A 15,755-nucleotide genomic window follows, 5' to 3' on the forward strand; every position below is an offset into this window, starting at 1 on the left:
GATGGATGCCAACCCCAACCTGCAGATGGGCCTGCCAATGGTCTACCTGGTCGACGACGAAGACGTCGTGCGCGATGCGCTGGCCTGGCTGCTGCGCACACGGCGCCTGCTCTCCGAAGGGTTCGCGAGCGCCGAAGCCTTCGAGGTGATGCTGACCTCGCGCATCGGCCCGCCCGGGGCCGGCGCCGGTGGCACGGCCCACTGGCCGGTCGCCCCGAGCTGCGTGCTGCTCGACGTGCGCATGCCCGGTACCAGCGGCCTGGTGCTCTTCGAGCGACTGATCGAACGCGGGCTGCTCTCGCTGATGCCGGTGATCTTCCTCACCGGCCACGGCGACGTGCCCACCGCCGTGGCCGCCGTCAAGCGCGGCGCCTTCGACTTCGTCGAAAAACCTTTTTCCGACAACGCGCTCGTCGACCGTGTCGAGCAGGCCCTGCAGGCCAGCACCGAGGCGCTCCTGAAGCGCCGCGACGAGACCAGCGTGCGCCGCCGCCTGGCCGATCTCACCGAGCGCGAGCGCGATGTGATGCAGCTCGTGATCGACGGCCTGGCCAACAAGCTGATCGCCGACCAGCTCAACATCAGCGTGCGCACGGTGGAAGTGCACCGCGCCCGCGTCTTCGAGAAGATGGACGTGAAGTCGGCCGTCGAGCTGACCAACCTGCTGCGCACGCTGCGTCCGGACGGCGGCCGATAATCGCGGCCCGCCCTCCCACGAGCTGCCCCGTGCCCACGCCTTCCACGCCTCTCGGCGAGTTCGACCTCATCGGCAAGTACTTCACGCGGCCGGTGCAGCGGGTGGCCCTCGGCGTGGGTGACGACTGCGCGCTCCTCCAGCCCGCGCCCGGCATGCAGCTCGCCGTCAGCAGCGACATGCTGGTCGAGGGCCGGCATTTCCTCTCGACCGTGGCACCCGAGCGTCTCGGCCACAAGGCGCTGGCGGTCAACCTCAGCGACCTCGCCGCCTGTGGCGCGCGGCCGCTGGCCTTCACCCTGGCCCTCTCGATGCCGCGCGTCGACGAACGGTTCCTCGAGGGTTTCTCTCGCGGCCTCTTTGCGCTCGCCGAGGCCCACGGCTGCGAGCTGGCCGGGGGCGACACGACCCAGGGCCCGCTCAACATCTGCATCACCGTCTTCGGCGAAGTGCCGCCCGGCCAGGCCCTGCTGCGCAGCGGCGCGCGGGCCGGTGACGACGTCTACGTGAGCGGCACGGTGGGCGATGCGAGATTGGCACTCGAGGCCTTCCGCGGCACCGTGGCGCTGGCGGGCGATCATTTCGAGCAGGCCCGCGTGGCGATGGAGCAGCCGCAGCCCCGCGTGGCGCTCGGTCTCGCGCTGCGTGGCATCGCCAGCAGCGCAATCGACGTGTCCGACGGCCTGCTAGGCGACCTGCGCCACATCCTGCAGCGCTCGAACGTCGGCGCCACGCTCGAGGTCGACCGCCTGCCGCGCACCGCCGTGCTGGCCGCCCAGCCGCTGGCCCTGCAACGCGAATGCACGCTGGCCGGCGGCGACGACTACGAGCTCGTGTTCACCGCCGCGCCCGCCCAGGCCGAAGCCGTGCAGGCCGCCGCGCGGCAGGCCGCCACGCCCGTGACGCGCATCGGCCGCATCGAGGCCGGCTCGGTGCTCGTGCTCGTCGACGCACAAGGCCAGACGGTCGCCGACCACTTCGGCTCCTTCGACCATTTCAAGTCATGACCCCGGCCGACCCTGCCCTCAACCCGCCGCTGCAACCGGCGCCGCTCAAGCCCACCGCGCGCTTCATGCTGCGCCACCCGGCGCACGTGATCGCGCTCGGCTTCGGCAGCGGCCTCTCGCCGGTGGCGCCCGGTACCGTCGGCACGCTGTGGGCCTGGCTCGCGTTCCTCGTGATGCAGCCGCACCTGAGCGACCTGCAGTGGGCGCTGGTGCTCGGCGTGGGCACGCTCGTGGGCTGGTGGGCCGGCACCGTCACCGCACGCCACCTGCACACCGCCGACCCGAGCGCCGTGGTGTGGGACGAAGTCATCGCCTTCTGGGCCGTGCTGTGGCTCGTGATGCCCGCCGGGCTGTGGGGCCAGGTCGCCGCGTTCGCGCTCTTTCGCTTCTTCGATGCCGTCAAGCCCGGCCCCGTGGCCTGGGCCGACGGTCTCTTCAAGGGCAAGCGCGGCGCGCCCATCGGCTGGGGCCAGGGCTTCGGCATCCTGTTCGACGACCTGGTCGCGGCGCTCTGCACGCTGCTCGTGATCGCGCTGTGGAGGTGGGTGTGAGCCACGCACTCTCCCGTTGGGACGAGGCCGTCGCCACGCTCGCGCAAGCGCTGCGGGCGAAGGGCTGGCACCTCGCCACGGCCGAGTCGTGCACCGGCGGCCTCATCGCCGCGGCCTGCACCTCGGTCGCGGGCTCGAGCGACTGGTTCGAACGCGGCTTCGTCACCTACTCCAACGAGGCCAAGACGGAGCTGGTCGGCGTGCCGGCCGCGCTCATCGCCCAGCACGGCGCCGTCAGTGCCGAGGTGGCGCGTGCGATGGCCGACGGCGCGCTCGCGCAGGCGCGTGTCGACCTCGCGGTGGCGGTCACCGGCATCGCCGGCCCCGGCGGCGCCACGCCGGGCAAGCCGGTCGGCACCGTGTGGATGGCGGTCGCGCGGCGCGGCGCCACCACGCAGCCCGTGCTGCTGCAACTCGACGGCTCGCGCAGCGACGTGCGCGAGCAGACGGTCGACGCCGCCCTGGCTGCCCTGCTCCACGCCGCACGATGAGCCTGCTGCTCGCCACCGACTTCGCGCCCGACACCCTGTCGGCCTGGGCCGAACAGTTGCGCACCGCCTTGCCCGGCGTGCCCGTGCTCACCGAGCGCAACCCCACCACCGACGGCGACGTCACGATGGCGCTCGTCGCCAACCCGCCGGCCGGCGCCTTGAGCGGCCTGCCGCGCCTGGGCTTCATCCAGTCGATGTGGGCCGGCGTCGACAAGCTGCTGCGCGACGACACCCTGCCGGCCGAGGTGCCGCTGGCCCGCATGGTCGACCCGGCCATGAGCGCCGCGATGGCCGAGACGGCGCTCTGGGCCGTGCTCAGCCTGCACCGCGACTACTTCCGCTATGCCGAGCAGCAGCGTGCCGGTGTGTGGCAGCAGTTGCCGCAGCGGCGCGCCGATGACGTGCACGTGGCCGTGCTGGGCCTGGGCGAGATGGGCCGCGCCGTGGCGTTGCGCCTGGCCGGCAATGGCTACTTCGTGAGCGGCTGGAGCCGCCGCCAGCGCGTCATGGTCGGGGTGGACACCTGCTACGGCGACGCCGCGCTGGCCGACCTGCTGCGCACGGCCGACGTCGTGATCAACCTGCTCCCGCTCACGGTGCGCACACATTCGCTCTTCGACGAACGCCGCTTCTCGCAGATGAAACGCGGCGCCGGTTTCGTGAACCTGGCACGCGGCCAGCACGTGGTGGAAGCGGCGCTGCTGGCCGCGCTCGACAACGGCCGCATCGGGCGTGCGGTGCTCGACGTCTTCCACACCGAGCCGCTGCCGCCGAACCACCGCTTCTGGGTGCACCCGCAGGTGACGCTGCTGCCGCATGCAGCAGCCTTGACCGACCTCACGAGTGCGACCGCCATCGCGGTCGCCAACCTCAACGCCTTCCGCGAAGGGCGGCCGGTGTCCCACCTCGTGGACCGGACGCGCGGCTACTAGGCCGTCAACGCCAGCCGAACGGTCTTGCGCGGGCCACCGCCGGCCGTCCACTGCACCAGCATCAGCACCAGCCGCTTCAGGCCTTCCCAGGCATCGAGCGGCCAGTCGGGGTGCTTGAGGCCCTTGGCGAGCCCGTCGCAGATCTGCGCGGCTTCGACCAGCTGCGCCAGCGCGTTGTCGGTGAGCAGCGGCACGGCGCGTTCGAAGAGGCGCTCCTTCGCGCCCCACACCCGCGCTTCGCGCAGCGCCATCGGCAAGGGCTTGCCGTGGTTCATCGCATCGCGCACGCGCTTGAGCGAGAGGATGTCGTTGGCGAGCGTCCAGTGCACGAGCACCGCCGCTTCGCCCTCGGCCTGCAGGCCATCGAGCATGCGCAGCGCACGCGTGGCCTGGCCGGCGAGCACCGCCTCGCCGAGCTTGAAGACGTCGTAGCGCGCCACGTTGAGCACGGCCGCCTCGATCTGCTCGAAGCTCAGCTCGCCGGCGGGGTAGAGCAAGGCAAGCTTCTGGATCTCCTGGTGCGCCGCGAGCAGGTTGCCTTCGACACGGTCGGCGAAGAAAGCCAGCGCCTGCTGCCCGGCCTCGCCGCCCTGCACCCGCTGGCCTTGCGCGGCCAGGCGCTGCGCGATCCACGCCGGCAGGGCCTTGCGTTCGATGGCGAACACCGGCACCGATACTCCCGCGCCATCGAGCGCGGTGAACCAGGCGCTCGACTGCTGCGTGCGGTCGAGCTTCGGCAGCGTGACGATGGTGACCACGTCGTCGCTCAAGGTCTCGCAGTAGCGCTGCAGGGCGTCGGAGCCGTCCTTGCCCGGCTTGCCCGAGGGGATGCGGATCTCGATCAGCTGCTTGTCAGCGAAAAGGCTCATTGCCTGCGAGGCGCCGAGCAGTCCGCTCCAGTCGAAATGGGCGCCGGCCACGGTGTGCACCTGGCGCTCGGTGTGGCCGGCCGCACGGGCCGCGGCGCGGATGGCGTCGGCGGCTTCCTGTGCGAGCAGCGGCTCGTCGCCGTAGACGACGTAGAGCGGGCGCAACCCTTTGGCGAGATGGGCGGAGAGCTGGTCGGCGCGTACCTGCATGACGCTGGATTCTCTACAAGCTCTTCACGGCTGCCAACCGGCGCAGCACCTGATTCGCGATGTCGCTCTGCATCGCGCGATAGAGCATCTCTTCTTCCTGCTCCTTGCCCAGCGCGTCACGCTCGTTGTAGGTCATGTCGCGCGTCAGGGCGATCGCGGTCGACGGGATCAGCTCCTTGCCCGCCAGGGTCTTGACGCGGAATTGCAGATGCAGACGCAGCTGCACTTCACGCACCTGGCCGGCCGTGGTGGAGACCACCACGCCCTTGTCGCGCTTGTCGGTCTGCGTGTCGAAGATGACCTCGGCCTGCGTGGGCACCTCCACCACGCGGGTGGTGGTGCTGGTGGCGATCTGCCGACGCAGCTCTTCGGCGAGCGGCGAGTGCGGCTTGAAGCCGGACAGGTAGACCGTCTTGAAGCTCAGCTCGGGCGCACGGCGCAGCTGGAAGCCGCAACCGGCGACGAGCGCTGCGGCGCCCAGGACGAACGAGCGACGGAGAGCGGTCACCCCACCACCACGTTCACCAGGCGACCCGGCACGATGATGATCTTCTTCGGCGACTTGCCCTCGGCGAACTTGATGAAGTCCGGGTTCGCGAGCGCCGTGGCTTCGATCGCCGCCTTGTCGGCCGCCGCCGGCACCTTGATGGCGCCGCGCAACTTGCCGTTGACCTGCAGCATCAGCTCGATCTCGTCCTGCACCAACGCACCCTCGTCGACCTGCGGCCACGGTGCGTCGAGCAGGTCGCCGTGCACGGTGGCGTAGCCGAGGTCTTGCCACAGGTGCCAGGTGATGTGCGGGCAGGCCGGGTACAGCGCGCGCAGCAGGATGCCGAAGGCCTCGCGGATCACCGCGGGGGCGCCGACCTTGAAACCTTCGAGCGCGTTGAGCAGCTTCATCGCACCGGAGACCACGGTGTTGTACTGCATGCGCTCGTAGTCGTAGCTGATCTGCTTGAGCACCGTGTGCACCTCGCGGCGCAGCGCCTTCGCCTCGGGGCCGTCGCTGCCGGTGGTGTCGCCGGTGGCGCGCAGGGCCTCGGCATTCTTCTGCGCGTAGTTCCACACGCGGCGCAGGAAGCGGTGGGCACCGTCGACGCCGGCGTCGTTCCACTCCAGCGTCTGCTCGGGCGGCGAGGCGAACATGACGAACAAGCGCGCGGTGTCGGCGCCGTAACGCTCGATCAGGTCCTGCGGGTCGACGCCGTTGTTCTTGGACTTGGACATGGTCGTCCAGCCTTCATACGTCACCGGCTTGCCGTCGGCCTTGAGCGTGGCCGAGAGCACGTGCGCGTGTTCGTCGCGCACGATGTCGAGCTCGTGGGCCCAGTAGTAGTCCTTGCCGCTGTCGGTGCGCGAGAAGGCTTCGTTGAGCACCATGCCCTGCGTGAGCAGCTTGGTGAAGGGCTCGTCGACCTTCACGAGGCCCAGGTCGCGCATCACCTTGGTCCAGAAGCGCGCGTACAAGAGGTGCAGGATCGCGTGCTCGATGCCGCCGATGTACTGGTCCATCGGCATCCAGTACTGCGTGCCGGCACCGACCATGGCCTTGTCATTCTTCGCGTCGCAGTAGCGCATGAAGTACCACGAGCTGTCGACGAAGGTGTCCATCGTGTCGGTCTCGCGGCGTGCGGGCTTGCCGCAGACCGGGCACTTGCATGCGAGGAAGGCCTCGTTCTTGTTCAGCGGGTTGCCGCTGCCATCGGGCACCACGTCTTCGGGCAGCACGACCGGCAGGTCGCGCTCGGGCACCGGCACCGGGCCGTGTTCGTCGCAGTGGATGATGGGGATCGGCGTGCCCCAGTAGCGCTGGCGGCTGATGCCCCAGTCGCGCAGGCGCCAGGTGGTCTTCTTCTCGCCCAGGCCCTTGGCGTGGAGCGCCTTGGCCACGGCGTTCACCGCGTCCTGGTATTTCAGGCCGCTGAAGTTGTCGGAGTTGATGGTCACGCCGCGCTGCTTGTCGGCGTACCACTCCTGCCAGTGGTCGTAGCTGTAGTGCTCTCCATCGACGTGCACGACTTCGAGGATGTCGATGCCGTATTTCTTGGCGAAGGCGAAGTCACGCTCGTCGTGTGCGGGCACGCCCATCACCGCGCCGTCGCCGTAGCTCATCAGCACGTAGTTGCCCACCCACACCGGCACCGCTTCGCCGGTGATGGGGTGCGAGACGGTCAGGCCCGTGGGCACGCCCTTCTTCTCTTGCGTGGCCAGCTCGGCTTCGGTCGTGCCGCCGGTCTTGCACTCTTCGATGAAGGCGGCGACCGCAGGGTTGGCTTTCGCGGCATGCGCGGCGAGCGGGTGCTCGGGTGCCACGGCGGCGAAGGTCACGCCCATGATGGTGTCGGCGCGCGTGGTGAAGACGTAGAGCTTGCCGTCCTGGATCAGCTTGCCGTCACTGCCGGCGATGCTGTGGGTGAAGGCGAAGCGCACGCCTTCGCTCTTGCCGATCCAGTTCTCCTGCATCAGCTTCACGCGCTCGGGCCAGCCGGGCAGCTTGTGCGTCACGTGGTCCAGCAGCTCTTCGGCGTACTTCGTGATGTTGAGGTAGTAGCCGGGGATCTCGCGCTTCTCGACCACCGCGCCGGAGCGCCAGCCCTTGCCGTCGATCACCTGCTCGTTGGCGAGCACGGTCTGGTCGACCGGGTCCCAGTTCACCACCTGCGTGCGGCGCTCGGCGATGCCGGCCTTCAGCATCTTGAGGAACAGCCACTGGTTCCAGCGGTAATAGTCGGGCGAGCAGGTGGCGACCTCACGGCTCCAGTCGATGGCCAGGCCCATCGCCTGCATCTGCCCCTTCATGTAGGCGATGTTGTCGTAGGTCCACTTGGCCGGCGGCACCTTGTTCTTGATGGCGGCGTTTTCCGCCGGCAGGCCGAAGGCGTCCCAGCCCATGGGCATCAGCACGTTCATGCCCTTCATGCGCAGCTGGCGCGTGAGCATGTCGTTGATGGTGTAGTTGCGCACATGGCCCATGTGCAGCTTGCCGCTCGGGTAGGGCAGCATCGAGCAGGCGTAGAACTTCGGCTTGCTGGCGTCTTCGGTGACGCGGTAGGCGTCAGCGGCTTTCCAGGCGGCCTGGGCGGCACGCTCGATCTCGGTGGGCTTGAAGTCGGGGGTCATGGCTCGGGCTTCTCAGGCTCGTCTTCGTTGGACAGACGCACGAACGCCCGCCTCCTTTGGGGGACGGAATTATAGGAAGCGACCCCGGCATGAGCCGGGTAGGTGCTTAGAAACGAGGCAGCTCGGGGAAAGGCAACAGCCCTTTGCGCACATGCATCTTCCCGTACTCGGCGCAGCGGTGCAGCGTCGGGATCACCTTGCCGGGGTTCAGCAGGCCAGCCGGGTCGAACGCGTGCTTGACGCCAAACATCTGCGCCCGCTCGGCGGACGAGAACTGCACACACATCGAGCCAAGCTTCTCCACGCCCACGCCGTGCTCGCCCGTCACCGTGCCACCCATGGCGACGCTGGTCTCCAGGATGTCGGCCCCAAAGAGCTCGCAGCGGCGCAGCTGGTCGGGGTCGTTGGCATCGAAGAGGATCAGCGGGTGCAGGTTGCCGTCACCCGCGTGGAAGACGTTCACGCAGCGGAGCTGGTACTTCTTTTCCATCTCGGCGATGGCGAGCAGGATGTCGGCCAGGCGCTTGCGCGGGATGGTCGAATCCATGCACATGTAGTCGGGGCTGATGCGGCCACTGGCCGGGAAGGCGTTCTTGCGGCCGCTCCAGAAACGCAGGCGCTGGGCCTCGTCGCGGCTCACCTCCATGCGGGTGGCACCGCTTTCGATCAGCACGTCCTGCATGCGGCCGATCTCCTCGGCCACTTCTTCGGGCGTGCCGTCGCTCTCGCACAAGAGGATGGCCGCGGCATCGAGGTCGTAGCCGGCGTGCACAAAGTCTTCGACGGCGGCGACCATCGGCTTGTCCATCATCTCGAGACCCGCGGGGATGATGCCGGCCGCGATGATGGCCGCCACCGCATCACCGGCACGGCGGATGTCGTCGAAGCTCGCCATGATGCAGCGCGCGAGCCGCGGCTTGGGCACGAGTTTCACCGTCGCTTCAGTGACCACGGCCAGCATGCCTTCGCTGCCGACCATCACCGCCATGAGGTCGAGCCCTGCCACGTCGAAGGCCTCGGAGCCGAACTCGACCGGCTCGCCTTCCATCGTGAAGCCGCGCACGCGCAGCACGTTGTGCACCGTGAGGCCGTATTTCAGGCAGTGCACGCCACCCGAGTTTTCGGCCACGTTGCCGCCGATGGTGCAGGCGATCTGGCTGCTCGGGTCGGGCGCGTAGTAGAGGCCATGCGGCGCGGCGGCTTCGCTGATGGCAAGGTTGCGCACGCCGCATTGCACGACGGCCGTGCGCGAGAACGGGTCGACCTTCAGGATGCGGTTGAACTTGGCCAGGCTCAGCGTCACGCCCTGGCGGTGCGGCATCGCGCCGCCCGAGAGCCCGGTGCCGGCGCCGCGCGCGACCACCGGCACCTGCAGGCGGTGGCAGGTGCGCAACACGGCAGCCACCTGCTCTTCCGTCTCGGGCAGGGCCACGGCCAGCGGCTGCTCGCGGTAGGCGGTGAGGCCGTCGCATTCATACGGCACGGTGTCTTCGGTGTGCCACAGCAGGGCATGCGGCGGCAGCACCGCCGTCAGCTCGGACACGACCTGGGCACGGCGCGCCACGCGCTCGTTCTGCGCGGACTGGGAAGGGGCGAATGCGGTGTTCATGCAGCAGGGAAGACGGTCAGCACGCCGGTGTAGCCGTAGAGATGCCGGCGCGCGATCTCGCCGGACGCGAAGAAGCCGACCAGCGGCACGTCGCCCAGCGTGCGCTGGATGATCGCCAGCTCCGCCGAGGGCGCGCCGAAGTGCGGCCCGCCGCGGCCGAGGCAGCTCACGTAGATGGCGCCGGCCATGCGGCGCACCGGGTGCGGCGCGTGGTCGGCCTGCGCGCCTTGCAGCGCGAGCGCGGCCTCGACGGTGAGCGTCTCGGGCTCCAGCTCTTCGCGGATCTCGGCGCAGATGCGCACCAGGTCGCGGCGCGCGGCTTCGGTGTCGCGCCGGCACCAGGCGAGTTGCTGGCCGGTCTCGACGTCATCGGCCAGGGCCACGCCACCGCGCGCCGGGTCGATGCCGACGATGTGGCGCACGCGGGTGTCGACGCCGAACTGCCCGGGGTGGGCGAGTGCGTCGTCGCTCGCGTCGTTGAGGCCGGCGAGCGTCTCGCGGATGCGCGGCAAGGCCTCGCGCGGCTCGCGGTCGCTCACGCCCAGGTCGCGCAGCAGGCAGTCGAGCGCCAGCTCGCCGTCGAGCTCGGCCACCACGTTGCGCTCGGCGCGGGTGACGCGGCGCACCCGGCCGATGGGCTGGCAACCCTGCGTCACGCGCGAGATGAGTGCCACCTCGGGCGCAAACGCCACACCCGACAGGCCGCCTTCGAACACCCCGTCGGCCACGTGAAGCGGCTGGTTGCGCGCCGACACCAGCCCGCCGAAGAGGTAGCCGGTCTGCAGGACATCGCTCAGGTCGCCCAGCAGTTCGTCGAGCGCGTCGGTGCGGCCATCGGCGTGCACCTGCGCCATCGCGGGCACGAAGCCCACCGGCGCCTGGCTCAGCGGCTTGCGGCCGGAGAACAGGCAGAACTGCTCGCGGGGCAGGTCGGTCAGCATCAGGCTGACGGCCGGTTCGTCGAAGTACTCGACGCCGTTGGCCGAGATGCCCACGCCCACGCCGCCCACCCACGACACACCGGGCCAGCGCTGTTGCAGCTCGGCCAGCAGGGCTTGCGCCTGTGGCGCGTAGTGATCGCTGAAGTACACCCAGCCGAGCGTGGGTTGCCGGATGTGCAGGCCCGCCGCATCGCGGCGCTGCGCTTCGACCTGCGCCGCAGCCAGCGCCACGGCCATGCGCCAGTCGGGGTGCGTGGCGTGCGCGTGGGCGAAGAGTTTCATGCGCGTGCCTCAGCCGCCCTTGGGCGTGGAGCGCTTGCGCGCCGCACCCGCCGCCTTGCGCACCACCTTGCCCGGCGCCGAGGCGGCGGCCTTGATGGTCTGGCCGGCCGCGTCGACCGACTGCTTGATCATGGCGCCGGCCAGGTTCTTGGCGGCGTCGGTGGCGCTGTCTTTCATCGCAGTGGCCGCCAGCTCGGTGAACTGCTTGGTGAGGGCGCCCCACCACTGCATCGGGTCGACGGCCTGCGGCGCGGGCGCCGGTGCCGCAGCGGTCTTGGCGCGCGAGCCCTTGGCGGTGGTCTTGGCCGCCGGCTTGGCTTCGGGGGCGGCGGCCGGCGTGTTCGGACGGATGGTGAGCGAATCGCGCAGGTTGTCCATCTGCACGTTCATGGTCTTCAGGGTGCTGAGCGTCATGCGCTGCACTTCGAGTGCCTGGATGGTGGCGCCGAGCATGCGGGCGTTCTGCTCGAGCCAGAACTGCACGGTGCGCAGCTCCTCGATGCGCTTTTCCAGCTCTTCGGGGTTGAGCGTGGGCGCCACCCACTGGCCGATGTTGGGAAGCGCCGAGCCGGCGTTCTTGACCAGGCCCTGCAGAAAGTCGAAGCCCGGGACGAGCTTGGTGAAGTTGGCAGCGGTGTCGGCCATGCTGTTGTCTCCTTGCTGGAATCTCGTGAACGTGCGCCGGGCCATTGTGCACTCGCCACACCCCGGTAACACGCGATGCGTGGCTCAGCGTTGCAGCTCTACGCGCGTCACCTCGTAGCCCCGCGCCGCCATCAGCGCGGGCAGCGCCTTGAGGCCGAACATGTGCAGGCTGCCAACCGCCGCGAACACCGTCTTGCCGCCGGCATGCAAGGCATCGATGCGCTCGGCCATGGGGCCGTTGCGGTCGTCGAGCAGGGCCGTGAGTGCCTTGCGCTCCTGCGGCGTGCGGGCGCACTCGCACCAGCGTCGGTAGCCCGAGAGTTCGGCCGCACGCCCCTGTTCCCATGCCGTGGCCACGCGCCGCAGCAGCGGGCGCACACGGCCCCGTTCCAGGTCGCCCAGCATCTTGTCCAGGCTCTCGCGCAACTCGGCGGCCGACTCGCTGCGCAGCAGGCCGATCTGCTGCTCCGGCGTTTCGAGCGAGACCACCTCCTTGCCCTCGCGCCGCGCCAGCTGGGCCAGCGCCGGGTCGATGGCGTAGCCGGCGTCGAGCCCGTCGCGGCGCGCGGCCATGAGGGTCAGCGTGGCTGCCAGCATCTCGGGCGGCAGCGCCTGCTGCAGTTCAAGCGGCGCGCAGGCGGCCCGCAACTGCCGGCGCAGGCGCTCGGCGAGGTCGTCGGGCAACACCGGCGCTGCCGGGTCGCGCGCCGCCGCGCCCAGGCCGTCCTGCAGGCGCTGCACCAGGGCGGTGTCGGAGAAATCGAGTTCGAAGGCCACGACGTCGCTCGCCCGCAGGGCGTTGCTTACCCGGGGGCCCGGGAAGACCCACTCCAGGCGGCCGAGGTGGATGGTGCCGTAGAGCCATGAGGTCCGACCATCCTTGCGGAGGCGCCAGAGAAAGCCGCGGTCGCGCGGCTGCTCGCTGGCACGGGCCACGGCCTCGGCACTGGGCGCCGGCGCGGGCGGGCAGTCTTGCGCCTGCGCATGCAGCGCCAGCACCGCGACGGCCAGCAGCCCCCAGCGCCGCAGCCTCATCGCGACGCCTCGGTGTGGATGGCCAGCACCCCATCGCGCTGCTGCCAGCGCAGACGGCCGAGCACATCCATGCCGAGGAGCGGCCGGTCGTCGAGGCCGGCCAGCGCGGTGATCGCCAGGCGCTCGACGCGCACGCCGCCTTGCAGCACCACATCAGCGCGCACCAGATCGCCCATCACCACACCACCGGCGGTGAGGCTGCGCACCCGCTGCTGCGATTCGAGCGAGAGTGCGCGTGCCATCGCCTGCGACATCGCGGTGCTGGTGGCGCCGGTGTCGATGAGGAAGTCGACCGCCAGGCCGTTGATCGTGCCGGGCCAGTGGTAGTGGCCGTCGGGGCCGCGGCGAATTTCGATCACGCCCGTTTTCGTGACCGTGAAGCTCGAGCGCTGCTGCTCATGTTCGAAGTAGCGAAACCCCAGGAACACCACCACGCCGATCACCAACCAGACGGTCGCAATCTTCAGCGTCTGGGGAAATTCGTTCATGGATTCAGTGTGTCGTCTAACAAAATGCGCTTGCTACCATCATCGCAGGCGCAAGCATCATCGCCTGTCATTGGATGAGCATTCGCATCTCGTCCACTTGAACGACGACTTACCTGGATGAATGCATGGCACTCCTCGATGAAGACCCGCACTATGTCGCTGCGCTGATCAAGATATTGATTGGGCTGGGAGAGACCCGCCAACGCGAATTCAAGCGCGTGAGCGGAAAGATGGTGGGCAAGGCGCTGGAAACCATTTGCGGCTTCGCTAATACTGAAGGTGGCACGTTGGTCCTTGGCGTGGGCGATCTTAAAGACCATCAAGGCACAGCGCGCTTGTTCGGCATTCAAGAGAACCCGGAAGCGGTGGACGAATTGCAGCGAAAGCTGCTGACGGAGTTTCAGCCGCCGATCGACTCCATTCAGCTGCGCCGCTTGCCCTGCGAGTTGCACAACGGACCGTACAAGGGGCAAGCAGGTCAGGTGCTGCTGGTGCAAGTGTCCCGCAGCGACCGCGTTCACTCTATCGTCAACAGCGGCACGTTCACGCGCCTCGATGCAGGCAACCGCCAGATGACGGCCGGCGAGGTGACCGAGTTGTCTTACCGACGTGGCGTGCGCAGCGCTGCCAGTGAGCCGGTGCCGGTCTCTTTAGATCGGCTGCAGACCGATGCATGGAAGCGCTTTCGCGCATCGCGGGGGCTGCGCACTGGCGGCTTTGCCGAGCAGTTGTTGCGCATCGGCTTGGCCGAAGAGGTGGATGGGTTCGTGCAACCCACGCGTGCCGCTGTGCTGCTGTTTGCCGATGAGCCCGGCAGCTTGTTGGCCGCTCACGACACAAGGGCCGACGTGCGACTGATGGTGTACGACGGCAAAGCAGCAGTGCCGGGCGCCACGCCAAACCTGCGCAAGCAACCCAAAACGATTCGTGGACCCTTGGTTGACCAAATAGATGCGGCCGTGAATGCGGTACTCGACGAACTGACCCAAGGCCTGACGCTTTCAGGCAGCGGCTTTAAGGCGCTCCATGTCTACCCCGAGCGAGTCGTGAAAGAGGCCATCGTCAATGCGGTGATCCATCGCGACTACCGCCTGAATCGCGACATCTTCGTGCGCATCTTCGACGATCGCATCGAGGTGGAGAGTCCCGGCGTGTTCCCCGGCAACATCACACCGGCGACGATCGCAAAAGCTGGATCGAAATCACGCAACCCGCTTATCGCGAGCAACCTGCGTGAGTTCCCGGTGGCACCCAACATCGATGCCGGCGAGGGCGTAAAGATGATGTTTGCGGAAATGGCACAAGCCAAGCTATACCCGCCTCAGTATCGGCAAAGCACCGAGGCCGCGGTAGAGAGCGTGACCGTCACGTTGCTTAATCTTCAACGACCCACAGCCTGGGACGAGGTAAGCGACTGGATCGATCGGCATGGTTCGATTGCCAATGCTGATGTGGTGCGCATTGCGAAGGTCGACACCTTGAAGGCGTCCAAGCTACTTGGCGCCTGGCGCGAACAAGGCTTGCTGCGCGCACTGCCCGACCGCGGGAAGCGGAACATGGCTTACGCCAAACCAGCGCAATCCGAAGAACAGCCGAGCTTGTTATCTGAACTGCAAGAAAACAAATCAGAAGTAGAAAAATTACCCATTAAATCAACGACTTAGAAAAATTTTGTTTTCCAGAAGCGTTGAGAACAAGCAGTGTCCGGCAGGCAAGACTTCTTCACTGATTGCAAAGAAATAGAAATGGCCACAGCCCAAAAAATCCTTTTGAATCAGCAGCTTGCAGCGAAAGTTGTTTACTTTCAAAGTGAATTGAAGCGTCAAGCCCCTTTTGGTCAATTCTGAAAGCACTCACGCGATGGCCTGAGCCACTGTTTGGTCAATGGCTCCAAACACCGTCTGCCCGTCGACCCCCTTCATCTCGATGCGGATGGTGTCGCCGTACTTCATGAACTCGGTCTTGGGCTCGCCGTGCTCGATGGTCTCGATGGCGCGCTTCTCGGCGACGCAGGAGTAGCCGTGCGACCAGTCCTTGTTGCTGACCGTGCCGCTTCCGACGATGCTGCCGGCGCGCACGTTGCGCGTCTTGCAGATGTGCGCGATGAGCTGGCCGAAGTGGAAGGTCATCTCGGGGCCGGCATCGCACAGGCCCACACGCTTGCCGTTCCATGTGCTTTGCAGCGGCAGGTGCAGGCGGCCGTCCTTCCACGCACCGCCCACTTCGTCGAGCGTCACCGCGACGGGGCTGAAGGCGGTGGCCGGCTTGCTCTGGAAGAAGCCGAAGCCCTTGGCCAGCTCGGCCGGGATCAGGTTGCGCAGGCTCACGTCGTTGGCGAGCATCAGGAGGCGGATGCCTTCGAGCGCCTGGTCGGGCGTGGTGCCCATCGGCACGTCGCCGGTGATCACCGCCACCTCGGCCTCGAAGTCGATGCCCATCTTCTCGCTCGGCACCACGATGTCGTCGCAGGGGCCGAGGAAATCATCGCTGCCGCCCTGGTACATCAGCGGGTCGGTGTAGAAGCTCTCGGGCATCTCGGCATTGCGCGCCTTGCGCACCAGCTCCACATGGTTGATGAAGGCAGAGCCATCGGCCCACTGGTAGGCGCGCGGCAGCGGCGCCATGCACTTCTGGGGCTCGAAGGGGAAGGCGTGACGCGCGCGGCCATGGTTGAGCGAGACGTAGAGGTCTTCGAGCTGCGGCGAGAGGAAGTTCCAGTCGTCGAGCACCTGCTGCAGGCGCGTGGCGATGCCGTTGGCGTAGTGCGCCATCGAGAGGTCGCGCGAGACGACGACGAGCTGCCCGTCGCGGGAACCGTCTTTGTAGCTGGCAAGTTTCATGGGGTCTTGTCGTTTGGCTAGGATGCCTGGACTTCGTATTC

15 protein-coding genes are annotated in these 15,755 nt (G+C 68.0%); 6 read left to right on the forward strand and 9 right to left on the reverse strand.

Annotated features, from left to right (window positions below):
- The first annotated feature begins 1 nt into the window (after window position 1).
- Genes RXV79_RS24445 through RXV79_RS24465 form a run of 5 tightly spaced genes read left to right on the forward strand, consistent with a single transcriptional unit; the run spans window position 2 to window position 3,675 of the window.
- Window positions 2-697, forward strand: a complete 696-nt coding sequence (locus RXV79_RS24445; protein WP_316700709.1) for a response regulator transcription factor — start codon at window positions 2-4, stop codon at window positions 695-697.
- A gap of 29 nt (window positions 698-726) precedes the next feature.
- Window positions 727-1,701 carry a thiamine-phosphate kinase gene (gene thiL, locus RXV79_RS24450; RefSeq protein ID WP_316700710.1) on the forward strand — a complete coding sequence of 325 codons (975 nt, stop codon included), beginning with the start codon at window positions 727-729 and terminating at the stop codon, window positions 1,699-1,701.
- Window positions 1,698-2,252 (forward strand): phosphatidylglycerophosphatase A family protein, encoded by a 555-nt coding sequence (locus tag RXV79_RS24455; RefSeq protein ID WP_316700712.1) that lies wholly within the window; start codon window positions 1,698-1,700, stop codon window positions 2,250-2,252. Before thiL ends, RXV79_RS24455 begins: the two co-directional genes overlap by 4 nt.
- On the forward strand, window positions 2,249-2,743 hold the full coding sequence (locus RXV79_RS24460; RefSeq protein ID WP_316700713.1) for a CinA family protein: 495 nt from the start codon (window positions 2,249-2,251) through the stop codon (window positions 2,741-2,743). The genes RXV79_RS24455 and RXV79_RS24460 overlap by 4 nt, the downstream gene beginning before the upstream one ends.
- The gene (locus RXV79_RS24465; protein ID WP_316700714.1) at window positions 2,740-3,675 is read left to right on the forward strand and encodes a 2-hydroxyacid dehydrogenase; all 936 of its coding nucleotides are present in this window, start codon (window positions 2,740-2,742) and stop codon (window positions 3,673-3,675) included. Before RXV79_RS24460 ends, RXV79_RS24465 begins: the two co-directional genes overlap by 4 nt.
- On the opposite strand, the gene holA is transcribed toward RXV79_RS24465, so the two are convergent.
- The 8 genes from holA to RXV79_RS24505 form a co-directional block, all read right to left on the reverse strand.
- Window positions 3,672-4,754, reverse strand: a complete 1,083-nt coding sequence (holA, locus tag RXV79_RS24470; protein WP_316700715.1) for a DNA polymerase III subunit delta — start codon at window positions 4,752-4,754, stop codon at window positions 3,672-3,674. The genes RXV79_RS24465 and holA overlap by 4 nt on opposite strands.
- 13 nt (window positions 4,755-4,767) lie before the next feature.
- Window positions 4,768-5,262, reverse strand: a complete 495-nt coding sequence (lptE, locus tag RXV79_RS24475) for an LPS-assembly lipoprotein LptE (protein ID WP_316700716.1) — start codon at window positions 5,260-5,262, stop codon at window positions 4,768-4,770.
- Complete coding sequence (leuS, locus tag RXV79_RS24480; RefSeq protein WP_316700718.1) at window positions 5,259-7,874, reverse strand: leucine--tRNA ligase; 2,616 nt, start codon at window positions 7,872-7,874, stop codon at window positions 5,259-5,261. Before leuS ends, lptE begins: the two co-directional genes overlap by 4 nt.
- Window positions 7,875-7,980: 106 nt before the next feature.
- Window positions 7,981-9,483, reverse strand: coding sequence for an FAD-linked oxidase C-terminal domain-containing protein (locus RXV79_RS24485; RefSeq protein WP_316700719.1), 1,503 nt, complete (start codon window positions 9,481-9,483; stop codon window positions 7,981-7,983).
- Window positions 9,480-10,706 (reverse strand): FIST signal transduction protein, encoded by a 1,227-nt coding sequence (locus tag RXV79_RS24490; protein WP_316700720.1) that lies wholly within the window; start codon window positions 10,704-10,706, stop codon window positions 9,480-9,482. The genes RXV79_RS24485 and RXV79_RS24490 overlap by 4 nt, the downstream gene beginning before the upstream one ends.
- A 9-nt stretch (window positions 10,707-10,715) precedes the next feature.
- The gene (locus RXV79_RS24495) at window positions 10,716-11,351 is read right to left on the reverse strand and encodes a PhaM family polyhydroxyalkanoate granule multifunctional regulatory protein (RefSeq protein WP_316700722.1); all 636 of its coding nucleotides are present in this window, start codon (window positions 11,349-11,351) and stop codon (window positions 10,716-10,718) included.
- An 84-nt stretch (window positions 11,352-11,435) separates the two neighbouring features.
- A complete protein-coding gene (locus RXV79_RS24500; RefSeq protein ID WP_316700723.1) occupies window positions 11,436-12,386 on the reverse strand; it encodes a TraB/GumN family protein in 951 nt (316 codons plus the stop codon).
- On the reverse strand, window positions 12,383-12,874 hold the full coding sequence (locus RXV79_RS24505) for a retropepsin-like aspartic protease family protein (protein WP_316700724.1): 492 nt from the start codon (window positions 12,872-12,874) through the stop codon (window positions 12,383-12,385). The genes RXV79_RS24500 and RXV79_RS24505 overlap by 4 nt, the downstream gene beginning before the upstream one ends.
- Window positions 12,875-12,999: 125 nt before the next feature.
- Between RXV79_RS24505 and RXV79_RS24510 the strand changes: the two genes are divergently transcribed.
- Window positions 13,000-14,538, forward strand: coding sequence for an ATP-binding protein (locus RXV79_RS24510; RefSeq protein WP_316700725.1), 1,539 nt, complete (start codon window positions 13,000-13,002; stop codon window positions 14,536-14,538).
- Window positions 14,539-14,727: 189 nt separating this feature from the next.
- Here RXV79_RS24510 and RXV79_RS24515 read toward each other — a convergent pair whose 3' ends face one another.
- Window positions 14,728-15,714, reverse strand: a complete 987-nt coding sequence (locus RXV79_RS24515; protein ID WP_316700726.1) for a fumarylacetoacetate hydrolase family protein — start codon at window positions 15,712-15,714, stop codon at window positions 14,728-14,730.
- Window positions 15,715-15,755: the final 41 nt, after the last annotated feature.

It is taken from the genome of Piscinibacter gummiphilus (genome assembly GCF_032681285.1).
Lineage (GTDB): Bacteria > Pseudomonadota > Gammaproteobacteria > Burkholderiales > Burkholderiaceae_C > Rhizobacter > Rhizobacter gummiphilus_A.

Bases quoted from the DNA above. Each gene is read 5' to 3' on its own strand.
- RXV79_RS24455 (WP_316700712.1), top strand. From the start codon at position 1,698: ATGACCCCGGCCGACCCTGCCCTCAACCCGCCGCTGCAACCGGCGCCG.
- RXV79_RS24500 (WP_316700723.1), bottom strand. From the start codon at position 12,386: ATGAGGCTGCGGCGCTGGGGGCTGCTGGCCGTCGCGGTGCTGGCGCTG.
- RXV79_RS24485 (WP_316700719.1), bottom strand. From the start codon at position 9,483: ATGAACACCGCATTCGCCCCTTCCCAGTCCGCGCAGAACGAGCGCGTG.
- RXV79_RS24515 (WP_316700726.1), bottom strand. From the start codon at position 15,714: ATGAAACTTGCCAGCTACAAAGACGGTTCCCGCGACGGGCAGCTCGTC.
- RXV79_RS24490 (WP_316700720.1), bottom strand. From the start codon at position 10,706: ATGAAACTCTTCGCCCACGCGCACGCCACGCACCCCGACTGGCGCATG.
- RXV79_RS24465 (WP_316700714.1), top strand. From the start codon at position 2,740: ATGAGCCTGCTGCTCGCCACCGACTTCGCGCCCGACACCCTGTCGGCC.
- RXV79_RS24510 (WP_316700725.1), top strand. From the start codon at position 13,000: ATGGCACTCCTCGATGAAGACCCGCACTATGTCGCTGCGCTGATCAAG.
- RXV79_RS24495 (WP_316700722.1), bottom strand. From the start codon at position 11,351: ATGGCCGACACCGCTGCCAACTTCACCAAGCTCGTCCCGGGCTTCGAC.
- holA (WP_316700715.1), bottom strand. From the start codon at position 4,754: ATGCAGGTACGCGCCGACCAGCTCTCCGCCCATCTCGCCAAAGGGTTG.
- RXV79_RS24505 (WP_316700724.1), bottom strand. From the start codon at position 12,874: ATGAACGAATTTCCCCAGACGCTGAAGATTGCGACCGTCTGGTTGGTG.
- leuS (WP_316700718.1), bottom strand. From the start codon at position 7,874: ATGACCCCCGACTTCAAGCCCACCGAGATCGAGCGTGCCGCCCAGGCC.
- RXV79_RS24445 (WP_316700709.1), top strand. From the start codon at position 2: ATGGATGCCAACCCCAACCTGCAGATGGGCCTGCCAATGGTCTACCTG.